The sequence below is a fragment of the Massilia aquatica genome (genome assembly GCF_011682045.1).
Lineage (GTDB): Bacteria > Pseudomonadota > Gammaproteobacteria > Burkholderiales > Burkholderiaceae_D > Telluria_A > Telluria_A aquatica.
In genome coordinates, this window is record NZ_VVIW01000024.1 from 58,068 (window position 1) to 72,328 (window position 14,261).

Consider the following 14,261-nt stretch of genomic DNA (forward strand, 5'->3'; position numbering starts at 1 on the left):
ATTACACTGCTCCTTCCAGATGCGCAGGCACTGCCACGCTTGATTTCTTTTCCATCTTCTTGGCGAAGGTACGCAGGATCACGTAGAACACCGGCGTGAGGAACAGGCCGAAGAAGGTCACGCCCAGCATGCCGCCGAACACCGCTACGCCCATCGCATGGCGCATTTCGGCGCCGGCGCCGCTCGAGAACACCAGTGGCACCACGCCCATGATGAACGCGATCGACGTCATCAGGATCGGACGCAGACGCAGGCGGCACGATTCGAGCGCGGCTTCCACGATGGTGCGGCCATGGTCTTCGAGTTCGCGGGCGAATTCCACGATCAGGATCGCATTCTTCGAGGCCAGCCCCACCAGCACGAACAGCGCGATCTGGGTGAAGATATTGTTGTCGCCGCCGGTCAGCTTGACGCCAACCAGTGCGCACAGGATCGACATCGGCACGATCAGGATCACCGCCAGCGGCAGGGTCCAGCTTTCGTACTGCGCGGCGAGCACCAGGAACACCAGCAGTACGCACAGCGGGAATACCAGCACCATCGTGTTACCCGACAAAATCTCCTGGTAAGTCAGTTCGGTCCACTCGTACGACACGCCTTTTGGCAGCGTTTCGGCGGCGATCTTTTCCAGCGCGGCCTGGGCCTGGCCGGACGAGACGCCAGGAGCCGGGCCGCCGTTCATGTCGGCCGATACGTAGGCGTTGTAGCGCTGCACGCGGTCAGGACCATAGGTGTCCTTGATGCGCATCAGCGACGACAGCGGGATCATCTCGCCCTTGTCGTTGCGGACCTTGAGCTGGGCGATCTGGTCGGCGTGCGAGCGGAATGGCGCATCGGCCTGCACGCGCACCTGGTAGGTACGGCCGAACTGGTTAAAGTCGTTCACGTACAGCGAGCCCAGATTGATCTGCAAGGTCTGGTAGATCGTCGTCAGCGGCACGCCGAGCTGCTTGGCCTTGACCTTGTCGACGTCGGCGAACAGCTGCGGCACGTTGATCTGGAAGCTGGAGAATACGCCGGCCAGCTGCGGGTCCTGCCAGGCTTTCATCTGCACCGCTTGCGTCGCCTTGTACAACTCGTCGTAGCCCACGTTGCCGCGGTCTTCGATCATCATCTTGAAGCCGCCCACGGTACCGAGGCCATTGACCGGCGGTGGCGGGAACACCATGATGAAGGCATCCTGGATGGCGCCGAGACGCTTGTTCACTTCAGCGGCGATCTCGGGACCCGACATGCCTTTGCCGGTGCGCTGCTCGAACGACTTGAGCGTGACGAACACGATGCCGGCGTTGGGCGCATTGGTAAAGTCGTTGATCGACAGGCCCGGGAACGCAATCGACGATTCCACGCCCGGCACCTTGGCCACGATGTCGGACATCTGGCGAATCACGGCATCGGTGCGGTCCAGCGAGGATGCATCGGGCAACTGGGCAAAACCGACCAGGTACTGCTTGTCCTGGGCCGGCACGAAGCCGCTCGGCACCGCCTTGAACATGAACACGGCGGCCACGGCCAGCACGGCGTACACGATCAGCGACAGCCCCTTGCGTTTCAGGACCACGTTCACGCCGCCTTCATACCTGGTCGATGCGCGCCCGAAGAAACGGTTGAACCAGGCGAAGAAGCGGCCGAACAGTTTGTCCATCACGCGCGTCAGTCCATCTTTTGGCGCGTGGTGGGGTTTGAGCAAGGCGGCGGCCAGCGCCGGCGACAGGGTCAGCGAGCTGAATGCCGAAATCACTGTCGAAATGGCGATCGTCAGCGCGAACTGGCGATAGAACTGGCCCGACAGGCCGGCCACGAACGCGATCGGCACGAACACGGCGCACAGCACCAGGGCAATCGCAATAATCGGACCGCTCACCTCTTTCATGGCCTGCACCGTGGCGTCGCGCGGGCTCAAGCCGGCTTCGATATTGCGTTCCACGTTTTCCACCACCACGATGGCGTCATCGACCACGATGCCGATCGCCAGCACCAGCCCGAACAGGGACAGGGTATTGATCGAAAAGCCGAAGCCCAGCATCACCGCAAAGGTACCGATGATCGACACCGGCACGGCCAAGAGCGGAATGATCGATGCGCGCCAGGTTTGCAGGAAGATGATCACCACCAGCACCACCAGGGCCACCGCTTCGAGCAGGGTGTGGATGACGGACTTGATCGATGCCCGCACGAACTGGGTTGGATCGTATTCCACGCTGAAGTCGACGCCTTCCGGGAAGTCTTTCTTCAGTTCCGCCATTTTGGCGCGCACGTCGGACGACAGTTGCAGCGCGTTCGCGCCCGGCGCCTCGAAAATACCGATGGCGGCGGCCGACTTGTTGTTCAACAGCGCGCGCAGGGAGTAGGAGTTCGATCCGAGTTCGATCCGCGCCACATCCTTCAAGTGGGTAATGGCGCCGTCGGCACCGGTGCGCACGATGATGTCGCCGAATTCCTCGACCGAAGTCAGGCGGCCCTGGGTGTTGACGGTCAGCTGGAACTCGGCGCCTTTCGACGGCGAGGCGCCGATCACGCCGGCGGCAACCTGCACGTTCTGCTCGCGGACTGCGGCGACGACGTCGGGCGCGGTCATGCCGCGCGCAGCGACTTTTTGCGGATCGAGCCAGATGCGCATGGCGTAGTCGCCCGCGCCGAACAGCTGGGTATCGCCCATGCCCGGGATGCGCGCCAGCTGGTCCTTCACGTTGAGCACCGCGTAGTTACGCAGGTAGACATCGTCGTAACGGCCGGTTGGCGACAACAGGTGCACCACCATGGTCAGGTTGGGCGAGCTTTTCACCGCCGTCACGCCGATCTGGCGCACTTCTTCGGGCAGGCGCGGCAAGGCGCGCTGGATGCGGTTCTGCACCTGCGACTCGGCCTGCTCGACGTCGGTGCCGACCTTGAACGTCACGGTCAGCATCAGCGAGCCGTCCGAAGTATTCTGCGACGACATGTAGAGCATGTTTTCGACGCCGTTGATCTGTTCTTCCAGCGGCGCGGCGACGGTTTCGGCGATCACTTTCGGGTTCGCGCCAGGATACTGGGCACGCACCACGACCGATGGCGGCACCACGTCAGGGTATTCGGAGATCGGCAATGCAAAAATCGACAGCAGGCCGGCCACGAATATGATGATCGACAGGACGGCCGCGAAAATCGGCCGGTCGATGAAAAATCGTGAAAAGTTCATGTGAGTTATTCCTTGGTTTTAGCCGATGCGTCGGCAACCTTGACTTCTTTTTTGGTGTCAGCGACGTCGGCGGCCTTGGCGTCCGGGGCCTTGGCATCGTCGGCCTTCGCCTGCGGCGCCTTGCTGTCCTGGTCCATCGCCACCATCTGCGCCGTCACCGGCGCGCCCGGCTGCACGCGCTGCAAGCCGTTGATGACGATTTTTTCGCCCGGCTTGACGCCGCTGCGCACCACGCGCAGGCCGTTCACGCTCGGCCCCAGGACCACGGCGCGGTATTCTGCCTTGCTGTCGGCGCCGATCACATACACGAACTTGCGGTTCTGGTCGGTGCCGACGGCGCGGTCGTTGATCAGGATGGTCTTGGCCTGGCCGCCTTCGCCGCCGCCCAGCTGCACCCGTGCGAACAGGCCCGGAACGAGGGTGTTGTCGGTGTTGTCGAACATGGCGCGCATGCGCACGCTGCCGGTGGCCGTGTCGAGGCGGTTGTCGATGAATTCGAGCTTGCCTTCATGCGGGAAGCCGCTCTCGTTGGCCAGGCCAATCTTGACCGGCACCGTGGTGCCCTTCTGGGCCACGCGGCCGACGCGCAGGTAGGTGTCTTCGTCGCCGTCGAAGGTGGCGTAGATCGGATTACTCGATACCACCGAGGTCAGGATCACGGCGCCGTCGACCAGGTTACCGGTGGTGACTTCGGCTTTCGAGACGCGCCCGCCGATCGGCGCGTGCACATTGGTGTAGCTCAGGTTCAGGCGCGCCGCTTCGAGCGAAGCCTGGGCCGCGCGCACGTTGGCGTCGAGCTCCTTCAGGCCCGATGCCTTTTCGTCGAACTCGCGCTGCGCGATGGCGCGGTCGGCCAGCAGGCGCTCGGCGCGGGCCAGTTCCACCTTGGCCAGGTCGGCGCGCGCGCGGGCCGAGCTCACGGCCGCTTCGGCGCGATTGGCTTCGGCCTGATAAGGACGGGCGTCGATCACGAACAGCACGTCGCCCTTCTTGACAACGCTGCCCGGCTTGAAGTTGACCGAGGTGATAAAGCCGTTCACGCGCGCCCGGATGTCGACGCGGTCGACCGCTTCCAGGCGGCCCGAGAATTCCTGGGTTTCGTTGACCGACCGTTCGATCACGGTGGCGGCGGTGATCGGCGGGCCCGCTGGCGCTGCCGGCTGGGCCTTGCTGTTCGCCTCTTCACACCCCGCCAGCGACAAGGCCGCCAGTCCCGCCAAGGCCATCGCGGCCGCGAGCGGGCGGGCGAAGGTCATTAATCTATTAGTGCTTTTCATTTTATTCCTCTTATTTATGAAAATGTTTAATGAATCAGGCGTAAAACGGACAAGCGGGGGGCCTGCCGCGACCTGCGGTATTGCTGTAATGCAAAAATATGCAAAAAAGGCGAAAAGGGTCCGTACGCTGCGCCGAGGGTCTCTCAGCGCAGCTGCACGGGGGTAACTGGTGGGGTGCTACAGGTAATGCGCGGCGTCAGGATGGCGCGGGGGGACACTCCAGGCCATGCAAAAAGCTGCCGATTTCCTGCAAGGCCACGGCTCTGCAGGCGCACTCGTTGCGCGCGGCCGTGTCGTCCAGCGGGGCCGCCGCCATGCGCTTGACCGTGGTGGTCACGCCGCAGGTGGCCAGCTTGGCGCCGTATTGTTCCGCCTCGTCGCGCAAGGGATCGTCTTCGGCCGACAGGATCAGCGCGGGCGGCAGGTTTTTCAGGCGGCTCGATTGCAGCGGCGACGCGTACGGGTGGGTGCGGTCGGCCGCATTCGGCAGGTAGCCCCGGTAGCTGGCGGCGCACTGCACGGCCACGCCGGCCAGGCTGGCGTCGTGCGGGATTTCGCGCATCGAACAGGTGGACAGGCCCGGGTCGAGCATCGGCATGATCAGGATCTGGCCAACCAGCGCCGGCCCGCCGCGGTCGCGCGCCATCAGGGTGCATACGGCGGCCAGGTTGGCCCCGGCCTCGATGCCCGACACCAGCAGGCGCTTGCCGCTCCATCCCAGCTTGGCCTTGTGCTTCTTGGCCCAGGCCAGCACCGCGTGCGCATCTTCGGCGGCGGCGGGAAACGGGCGCTCGGTGGCCAAGGTGTAGCGCGAGGCCAGCACCAGATGCTGGGTCGAGCAGCTGGCCAGGTGGCGCAGGAATTCGTCCGCCTCATCGAGGTCGCCGCCGATAAAGCCGCCGCTGTGGAAGAACACGATCAAGCCATCTTTCTTGGCGCCGGCGTCGCCGCCGGAATACAGACGCGCAGCCAGCGGGCCTTCGGCCCCCGCAACCTCAAGGTCGCGGATCTTCAGCTGCACTGGCGCGTCCTGGGCGCTCATGGCGCTTCCGCCATTTCATCGTCGGCGCCGGCCAGCAGGGAGGTTCCGAACAGGTCGTGTGCAAGTGCGTCAAAACCGACGCTTTCGGCACTCGCGGCCTGCGGGAATTGATGGGTCAAGGCGGTTCCCGTCAACGTCAGCATCGCCATCGCGAGTGTCACGATCATCATGATTGCTTTTTGATAACGCATTTGAGTAGCCCTTTCCTTCCAGTTGTACCGACATCCTTTGATGCAGTACGATCACTTTAAACTTGATCTACAATCTGATAAAGAGGGCAAGAGCGAATTGATTGTTCAGGAATCTGAACAATACGGAGATATATGAATAAATTGCAAGCCATGGAAGTGTTTGTCCAGGTCGTCGACTCCGGCGGCTTTACGCGCGCGGCCGAGAACATGCAGCTGCCCAAGGCTACCGTCTCTACCCTGGTGCAGGCGCTCGAACTGGCGCTCGAAGTCAAACTGCTGCACCGCACAACGCGGCACGTCAGCGTGACCGCCGACGGCGCCGCCTATTATGAGCGCTGCCTGCGCATTCTGTCGGACGTGCGCGAGGCCGAGGAATCGCTCTCGCGCAACCGCGCCAATCCGAGCGGGCGGCTGCGGGTGGATGTCTCGAGCGGCATCGCCAACGACATCCTGCTGCCGGCGCTGGCCGATTTTTTCCACCGCTACCCCGACATCCGGCTCGACCTCGGCATCGGCGACCGGCCGGTGGACCTGATCGAAGAAGGCGTCGACTGCGCCATCCGGGGCGGCAACCTGCCCGATTCGGCGCTGATTGCGCGCCGCGTCGGCGTGCTCCATTTCGTCACCTGCGCCACGCCGGGCTATCTGGACAAGCACGGACGGCCGACCCACCCGCACGACCTGGCCAGCCACCGCTGCATCAACTACTTCTCCACCAAGTCCGGCAAGATCTACGACTGGGATTTCATTCGCGGCGATGAAGTGATCAACATCGCCGCGCCGGCCTGCCTGGCCGTGAACGACTCCACTGCCTACCTGACGGCGGGCATGCAGGGGCTCGGGCTGATGCAGATGTCGAGCTTCATGGTCGACCAGATGGTCGCCGCCGGCAAGCTCGAAATCGTGCTCCCCGACTGGAGCAGCACGCCGCTGCCGATCAACGTGGTATATCCTCAGAACCGCCACCTGTCGGCCAAGGTGCGCGTCTTCGTCGAATGGGTCGCCGACCTGTTCCTCACCCACCCGTTCCTGCAACTGCAAAGGCCCTGATATGCACAGCATCGTCTTCCTCGACCGCGACAGCCTGTTGGCCGAGGTACGCCGTCCCGCTTTTGAGCACGCGTGGCGCGAACATGGCGCCACCAGCGCCGGCCAGGTGGCCGAACGCCTGCGCGGCGCTACCATTGCGATCACCAACAAGGTACCGCTGGGCGCGGCCGATATCGACCAGCTGCCCGAACTGAAAATGGTGGCGGTGGCCGCCACCGGCACCAACAACGTCGATCTCGACGCCTGCCGCGCGCGCGGGATCGTGGTGTCGAACATCCGTAATTATTCGCTGGTGTCGGTCCCGGAGCATTGTATGAGCCTCATTCTCGCCCTGCGCCGCAACCTCAAGGCGTATGGCGCCGATGTGGATGCGGGGCGCTGGCAGGCCTCCAGCCAGTTTTGCCTGCTCGACCACCCGATCGCCGACCTGGCCGGCAGCCGGCTCGGCATCGTCGGCTACGGCGCGCTGGGCAAGAAAGTGGCGGCGCTCGGGCGCGCCTTCGGCATGCGCATCGCCGTGGTATCGCGCTCGCCGGTCGATGATGCCGATGTCGATGCCGTGACCCTGGACGAGCTGCTGGCGACATCCGACGTGGTCAGCCTGCACCTGCCCTTGAGCGCGCAGACAACGAACATGATCGGCGCGCGCGAACTGGCCGGCATGAAGCGCACCGCATTGTTGATCAATACCGCGCGCGGCGGCCTGGTGGACGAAGCGGCGCTGGCCAAGGCGCTGACCGATGGCGTGATCGGCGGCGCCGGCTTCGACGTGTTAAGCCAGGAGCCGCCCTTGCCCGGCAACCCGCTGCTGTCGCTGCGGCTGCCGAATTTCATCCTCACGCCGCACGTGGCATGGGCCAGCGCCGGCGCCATGCAGACCCTGGCCGATATGCTGATCGATAACGTGGAAGCGTTCGAGGCCGGCAAGCCGCACAGCGTGGTTTAAGCTCGGTAGCTGCCGTCTCTCCCGCGCAGGCGGGAGTCCATGGCAGCTTCGGTCAGCGGCGCCGCCTCCTTAAAAGGTCCCCGGCAACAGGATATTGCCGTCCACGTCATTGACGTCGCGCAGGCCGCAAAACGCCATCGTCAGATCGAGCTCGTTGCGGATAATCTCCAGGCATTTGGTTACGCCCTGCTCGCCCATGGCACCCAGGCCATACAGGAACGGCCTGCCGATATACACGCCCTTGGCGCCCAGGGCCAGCGCGCGGATCACATCCTGCCCCGAGCGCACCCCGCCATCCATATGCACCTCGATGCGCTTGCCGACCGCCTCCACGATGGCCGGCAGCGCGCCGATGCTCGACTGCGCACCATCGAGCTGGCGCCCGCCATGGTTCGAGACGATCAGCGCATCGGCGCCGGAGTCCACCGCCAGGCGCGCATCTTGCGCGTCCATGATGCCCTTGATGATCAGTTTTCCGCCCCAGCGCCGCTTGATCCATTCCACATCGGCCCACGACAGGGCCGGGTCGAACTGCTGCGAGGTCCACGCCGACAGGGACGACATGTCCGACACATCGCTCGCATGGCCGACGATATTGCCGAAGCCCCGGCGCGGCGTGCGCAAAATGCCCATGCACCAGCGCGGCTTGGTCATCAGGTTGACGATGTTCGCCAGTGTCATCCTGGGCGGCGCCGTCATGCCGTTGCGGATATCCTTGTGGCGCTGGCCCAGTACCTGGAGGTCGAGCGTGAGCACCAGCGCCGAGCAGCGCGCGGCCTTGGCGCGGTCGATCAGGCGGTTGATGAATTCGCGGTCCTTCATCACATACAGCTGGAACCAGAACGGTTTGCTGGTATGCGCGGCCACGTCCTCGATCGAGCAGATGCTCATGGTCGAGAGGGTGAACGGCACGCCGAAGCGTTCGGCGGCGCGCGCGGCCAGGATTTCGCCATCGGCATGCTGCATGCCGGTCAGCCCGGTCGGCGCCAGCGCCACCGGCATCGCCACCTCCTGCCCAATCATCGTGGTGCGGGTGGTGCGGTCGACCAGGTTGACCGCCACCCGCTGGCGAAATTTGATCTTCGCAAAATCGTCGCTGTTGGCGCGGTAGGTCGATTCGGTCCAGGAACCGGCATCGGCGTAGTCGTAAAACATGCGGGGAACGCGCTTTTTTGCCAGAACCCGCAGGTCTTCAATGGTCGTGATGATGGTCATGCATCTCCTTGTGCGCGCTGTTGCCTGTGGTTGCTTATGGTTGCTGCCGATCGCCTACGGCGCCACCTTGAGCGGCAGGTCGATGAAGAACGTGGTGCCGCGCCCCGCGCCGCTTTCGACGCGAATGCTCCCTTCCAGCAGCGACGTGACGATGTTGTAGGTGATGTTCAGGCCCAGGCCAGAACCGCCCTGCCCCATCTTGGTCGTAAAAAACGGATCGAAAATGCGCGCCTGGTGCTCGACCGGGATGCCGACGCCGTCGTCGACGAACACCAGCAGCACCCTTCCGCTGCCCTGCAGCGCCGCCGTGACCGTGATCGCACCGCCGATGCGCCCTTCGAAGGCATGCAGCAGCGCGTTGTTGATCAGGTTGATCATGACTTGTCCGAACGGGCCCGGATAGCTATCCATCTCGATGCCCGGTTCCACCGCCATGGTGAGCGTGTGGCCGGCCTTGCGCACCTGGTTCATCATGGTGGCCACGATTTCGTGCGCGGCCTGCTCCAGGTTGAAGCGGCGCCGCTGCGCGCTGGCCTGGTCCACCGCCACCTGCTTGAAGCTGTTAAGCAGGTCGGCCGCGTTGAACAGACTACGCATGATCAGCGCCGACGCCTCCTGCGACGCATCGATGAACACCTTCAGGTCGGATCGGCGGATGCTGGCGCCGTCGAATTTCTGGGCGATCTCGCTGGTTTTCTCCTGCAAGGTGCTGGCCATCAGCAGGCTGTTGCCGATCGGGGTGTTGAGTTCATGCGCCACGCCGGCCACCAGCGAGCCCAATGCCGCCAGCTTTTCCTGCGCCACCAGCTGCGCCTGGGTGCTCTGGAGCTGGCGGTAGGCGTCGGCATTATCGAACGCCACCCCCACGTAAGAGGCCAGCGTGCGTAGCATGTCGAGGTGAATGCGTTCGTAGGCATTGGTCGCATAGCTGTGTACCGACACCACCCCCAGCATGCGGCCGTTGACGGCGATCGGCACGTACAGCAGCGAGCGCGGCGAGGTAGGCAGCGAGCCGTCTTCCAGCGTGCCCAGATGCTCTTCGCTGGAGGTCAGCAGCAGATCGCTGATGTAATTGCCGTACTCCTGCTCCAGGTCATTGATGAACACCTCGCGCTCGTTGGCGATGCACCATACCGCCAGCTGGTTCGGATGGTCCATGCTGCGCGAATACGGCAGATAGCGCTTGCCGCCCTCCATCGCGAACGGGTAGTCGATGCAGGCGCGCTCCGGCCGGTACAAGCCGATGCCGAACACGCTCGCATCCATCAGCTCATTGACATGGGCGTACAGCATCAGCATGATCGATTCGCTATCGAGTTTGGCGGTCAGCTTGCGCCCGATGTCGCTCAGGAGAGCGATATTGCGGTGCGCCTGTTCGACTTCCACTTTCTGGCGTTCGACCGAATCCTTCTGCAGCCGCAGTTCCGCAGTGCGCGAGCCGACCAGGCGCTCGAGCAGGGATTTTTGCTGCACCAGCGCGCGCACCCGCATGCGCATCAGCGCATAGCCGACGCCCAACGCCACAGCCGCCAGCGCAAGGCGAAACCACCAGGTTTTCCAGACCGGCGGCGTAATCGTGATGGCCAGCACGGTCGGCGCCTCGTTCCACACGCCGTCCTTGTTGCTGGCCCTGACGCGGAACACATACCGTCCCGGATCGAGATTGGTGTAGGTGGCAAAGCGCTTGCCGGCGTCGGTGCTGACCCATCCCCGGTCGAAGCCTTCGAGCTGGTACAGGTAGCGGTTGCGCTGCGGGTCGGCAAAATGCAGGGCCGCGAATTCGAGCGAGAGCACCGAATCGCGGTACGACAGCGTGATCTCGCGCGCGTCTTCGATGGCGCCCGTGAAGGTGGCGTCGCCCAACTGCTGGCCGGCGCGCAGCGGGCGGTTAAAGATCAGGAAGTCGGTAATCATGACCACCGGCGGATAGGGATTTTCACGGATCGCCTCCGGACGGAACGACGTGAGGCCATTGATGCCGCCGAAGTGCAGGCTGCCGTCGCCGCTGCGCGCGGCCGCGCCGACGAAATACGAACCATCGGTCAGGCCATCCCTGGCCGTGTAGTGCTTGACCTGGCCGTTGGTCGGGTCCAGCCGCGCCAGGCCGGCGGTGCTGCTCACCCACAGCATGCCGGCATCGTCTTCCACGATGCCGCCGATCGGGTCTTCGGCCCCGGTCCGGTTGAGGTCATGAAAGCGAAAGCGCACCTTGCCGTCGGCCCCAGGGTCGGCCCGGTGCAAGCCGCCCGCGGTGCCGACCCACAGCTGGCCGGCGCGCGACTCGAACAGATAATAAATGCGGCTGTGGCGCAGGCTGGCCGGATCGGCCGGGTCGTAGCGGTAATGGGTAAAGCGGCTGGTGGCGGGGTCGAGCCGCTCAAGGCCGTTGTCGGTGCCGATCCAGATGATGCCGCGCTGGTCCTCCACGATCGCAAAGCCGTGGTTCTCGCCCAGGCTGTACGGGTTGGCCGGATCGTGGCGCCAGCCGATCCGGGTGCCGCTGGCCGGATCGTAGCGCACCACGCCGCCGCGCGTGACGATCCACAGCTTGCCGGCGCGGTCGACCAGCAGGCGCTGGATGTACGAGGCGTTGGCGTCGCCGCCGAGCGGCAGCGGCGTGACGTCGCCGCCCTCCTTGTCCATCGACGACAAGCCGGTGGGCGTGCCGACCCAGACCCGGCCGCCCCCGACCGCCAGAGCGGTAACGAGTTCCCCCGCGCGCATGCGCGTCACGCCGCCCCCGGGCAGGTCGACCCGGTTCACGCCTCCTCCGGTTGTGCCGAGCCACAGCGCGCCGCCGGCGCCGGGCGCCAGCGCGCGGATCTTGCTGGAACTGAGGCTGCGCGGATCGTCGGGCACGTGCGCGAGCCGGTTAAAACCGCCGCTGGCGATGTCGACCCGGTTCACCCCACCGAACCAGCTGCCGACCCACAGCGTGCCGCTGCGGTCGAGGAAACTGGCCGCGATGCGGTTGTCCGACAGCGAATGGCGGTCGAGCGGCTGGTGGCGGTAGCTGACGAAAACGCCGCTGGCGGGGTCGCGCCAGAACAGGCCATCGAGTTCGGTGCCGGCCCACAGGTTCCCCTTGGGGTCGTGGTACAGCGACTGCACGCGCACCGCGCCGATGCCGTCGGCCGCGCCGAACTGGCGCCGCACCGGCTGCGCCGCGCCAAGCTGCCACGCTTCGAGCCCGCCGGCGGTGCCGACCCATAAGGTCCGGTTGGCGCCGAGCGAGAGCGACAGCACCTGGTTGCGCCGGGCGTCGCCGCTCAAGGCCACCGTAAAGCGCTCGAATCCGCGCGCGCCCGGCGCCAGCCGGTCCAGCCCACGCGCGGTCGCCACCCACAGGCTGCCATCGGTATCGCGCACCAGCGCGTTGACGCGGTCGTCGGACAGGCTGGCCCCGTCGCCAGGGTCGTGGCGCAAGGTGGCAAAGCGCGCGCTGGCCGGGTCGAAGTGCTTGAGCCCTTCGCCGGTGGCCAGCCACAGGCCGCCGGCGCCGTCGGCCACGATGGCCGAGACCACGCGGTTGTTGACGTCGCCGGTGGCGTAGCGGATGAATTTGCGGGTGCCGCGCTCATAGCGGATCAAGCCGCCCTTGGTACCGAACCACAGGCGGCCCTGGTCGTCCTCGAACGAGGCGGAGATGTAATTGTCGGCGATGCTGTCGGGATCGGTGGGATCGTTCTTGAAGACGGTCATGCGGTAACCGTCGTAGCGGTTCAGGCCGGCCTGCGTGCCGAACCACATGAAGCCCTGGCGGTCCTGCAGGATGCTCTGCACCGACTCCTGCGACAAGCCCTGCTCCAACCCGATATGCTCGAAGCGCAGGGTGCGCGCCGGGGCCGCCAGCGCGCCACCCGCGCAGGCCACGCACGCCACGCCCAGCAGCCAGGCAAGGGCCAGCCGGAACAGTATCGCATTCGGTCGGTTCGTCAAACGAAGCATCATCGGGCATTCCACGCAGCAATAGGAGTAATCTAACAGATGCCCGGGCGCGGGTGAAAATTACTTGCTTGCGGCCGCGTGCCGATCGCCCTCTGGACAAACGGCGAAGGCCCCACTACAATAGCGCCTTCTTCGGAAATGCAAGCGATCCGAAGGGTAATAGAAGCACGGAGCTAAAAGAACCGCCAAGCGAGGGTTCCGGAAACGAAGTGAAGCTGTTACAATCACTGCTTAAGCGGCTGTAGCTCAGCTGGATAGAGTACTTGGCTACGAACCAAGGGGTCGTGGGTTCAATTCCTGCCAGCCGCACCAAAATTCGTAAGGACGAAGGGCCTTTGAAGTAATTCAAAGGCCCTTTTTCTTTGCCCTGCCGTTTGTTAGTTCGGCGGTTTTTGGTAAATGCGTGAGAAGATTTGGTAATGCGCGGAAACGCTGCTATAATGTTTGCTTAAGCGGCTGTAGCTCAGCTGGATAGAGTACTTGGCTACGAACCAAGGGGTCGTGGGTTCAATTCCTGCCAGCCGCACCAAAAATTCGTAAGACGAAGGGCCTGCCGAGAAATCGACAGGCCCTTTTTCTTTGTGCGGCGCGGGTGCAGACCGCTACTTCGGCGCACGCACGCCCGGCGCGACCTCGGGTACAATCGGTATCGACCGCACAACAAGGGTTATTATTGTCGCGGCAAGCACATTCCATCTCTGGAGCCGGCACCCGATGCGCGCACTATCGACATTCTTCACAAAGGCTGTGCTTACCTGCGCCCTCGCAGCATTGAGCCAAGCCAGCGCCGCGACTGACGCGACCATGGCCAACGGCGGGCGTCTGCTTGCCTTTATCGGTCAAAAAGTCGGCTTGACAGAGCAAGCACGACCGCAGTGCGAGCACTGCATTATCACGAATGCGCATTACCTCGCCACGTACCGCGTCCTCGACACCGTCTTCGGCAGTTACCGCGACGCTCTCATTACCTTCGATGTCTACGATCACTTCGGTGAACCCGCATTTTCCAGGTACGACAATGTGCTGTTGTTCGTCAGCCTGCAGGAAGACGGCACATGGCTGCACGAGAAGTACCAGTTTTTCGACGTACACCGTGGCAGCGATGGGCAATGGTACGGATGTGGAGATCCGTATCAAACCACGCGCAAGGTCAAGCGCACGGTCCATGCGCGTCCCGTTCAATTCCTCGAGCCGGTATCGTATGCGCTCGATGGGCTGGATCCGGAGCTGGTCGAGCGGCGATATCCTGCAGCGTATTTCGAGATTCGCGACGGACGCGCGCACTGCCTTCTCGCCACACCAGCGCACGACCTGTTCCAGGCGAAGAAAGAAACGGTCCTGGCTGCGCGCGGCATTTTCAAATAGTACCGCGAGCCTCATCCATGGAGCCGCAGCGCCGCTGTACTTTGCAGGT

Annotated in this window: 9 protein-coding genes and 2 tRNA genes; 5 read left to right on the top strand and 6 right to left on the bottom strand. The window is 64.1% G+C overall.

The window, feature by feature from the left end; translation table 11 throughout:
• Position 1: 1 nt before the first annotated feature.
• From F1609_RS27555 to F1609_RS27570, 4 genes are all read right to left on the bottom strand, one after another.
• Positions 2-3,178, bottom strand: coding sequence for an efflux RND transporter permease subunit (locus F1609_RS27555; protein WP_167080054.1), 3,177 nt, complete (start codon positions 3,176-3,178; stop codon positions 2-4).
• Between the two features lie 5 nt (positions 3,179-3,183).
• Positions 3,184-4,455 (bottom strand): efflux RND transporter periplasmic adaptor subunit, encoded by a 1,272-nt coding sequence (locus F1609_RS27560; protein ID WP_167080056.1) that lies wholly within the window; start codon positions 4,453-4,455, stop codon positions 3,184-3,186.
• A gap of 196 nt (positions 4,456-4,651) precedes the next feature.
• Positions 4,652-5,497: an alpha/beta hydrolase gene (locus F1609_RS27565; RefSeq protein WP_167080058.1), complete on the bottom strand. Its 846-nt coding sequence runs from the start codon at positions 5,495-5,497 to the stop codon at positions 4,652-4,654.
• A complete protein-coding gene (locus tag F1609_RS27570; RefSeq protein ID WP_167080060.1) occupies positions 5,494-5,688 on the bottom strand; it encodes a hypothetical protein in 195 nt (64 codons plus the stop codon). Before F1609_RS27570 ends, F1609_RS27565 begins: the two co-directional genes overlap by 4 nt.
• Before the next feature lie 132 nt (positions 5,689-5,820).
• Between F1609_RS27570 and F1609_RS27575 the strand changes: the two genes are divergently transcribed.
• The gene (locus F1609_RS27575) at positions 5,821-6,738 is read left to right on the top strand and encodes a LysR family transcriptional regulator (protein WP_167080062.1); all 918 of its coding nucleotides are present in this window, start codon (positions 5,821-5,823) and stop codon (positions 6,736-6,738) included.
• Between the two features lies 1 nt (position 6,739).
• On the top strand, positions 6,740-7,684 hold the full coding sequence (locus F1609_RS27580) for a D-2-hydroxyacid dehydrogenase (protein WP_167080064.1): 945 nt from the start codon (positions 6,740-6,742) through the stop codon (positions 7,682-7,684).
• Between the two features lie 69 nt (positions 7,685-7,753).
• On the opposite strand, the gene F1609_RS27585 is transcribed toward F1609_RS27580, so the two are convergent.
• Complete coding sequence (locus F1609_RS27585) at positions 7,754-8,899, bottom strand: alpha-hydroxy acid oxidase (protein WP_167080066.1); 1,146 nt, start codon at positions 8,897-8,899, stop codon at positions 7,754-7,756.
• Between the two features lie 54 nt (positions 8,900-8,953).
• Positions 8,954-12,850: a two-component regulator propeller domain-containing protein gene (locus F1609_RS27590; protein WP_229422100.1), complete on the bottom strand. Its 3,897-nt coding sequence runs from the start codon at positions 12,848-12,850 to the stop codon at positions 8,954-8,956.
• A 232-nt stretch (positions 12,851-13,082) separates the two neighbouring features.
• Between F1609_RS27590 and F1609_RS27595 the strand changes: the two genes are divergently transcribed.
• From F1609_RS27595 to F1609_RS27605, 3 genes are all read left to right on the top strand, one after another.
• A tRNA-Arg gene (locus F1609_RS27595) sits at positions 13,083-13,159 on the top strand.
• 140 nt (positions 13,160-13,299) lie between these two features.
• Positions 13,300-13,376: transfer RNA gene (locus tag F1609_RS27600), tRNA-Arg, on the top strand.
• Positions 13,377-13,561: 185 nt separating this feature from the next.
• Positions 13,562-14,212, top strand: coding sequence for a hypothetical protein (locus tag F1609_RS27605; RefSeq protein WP_167080068.1), 651 nt, complete (start codon positions 13,562-13,564; stop codon positions 14,210-14,212).
• Positions 14,213-14,261 lie beyond the last annotated feature (49 nt).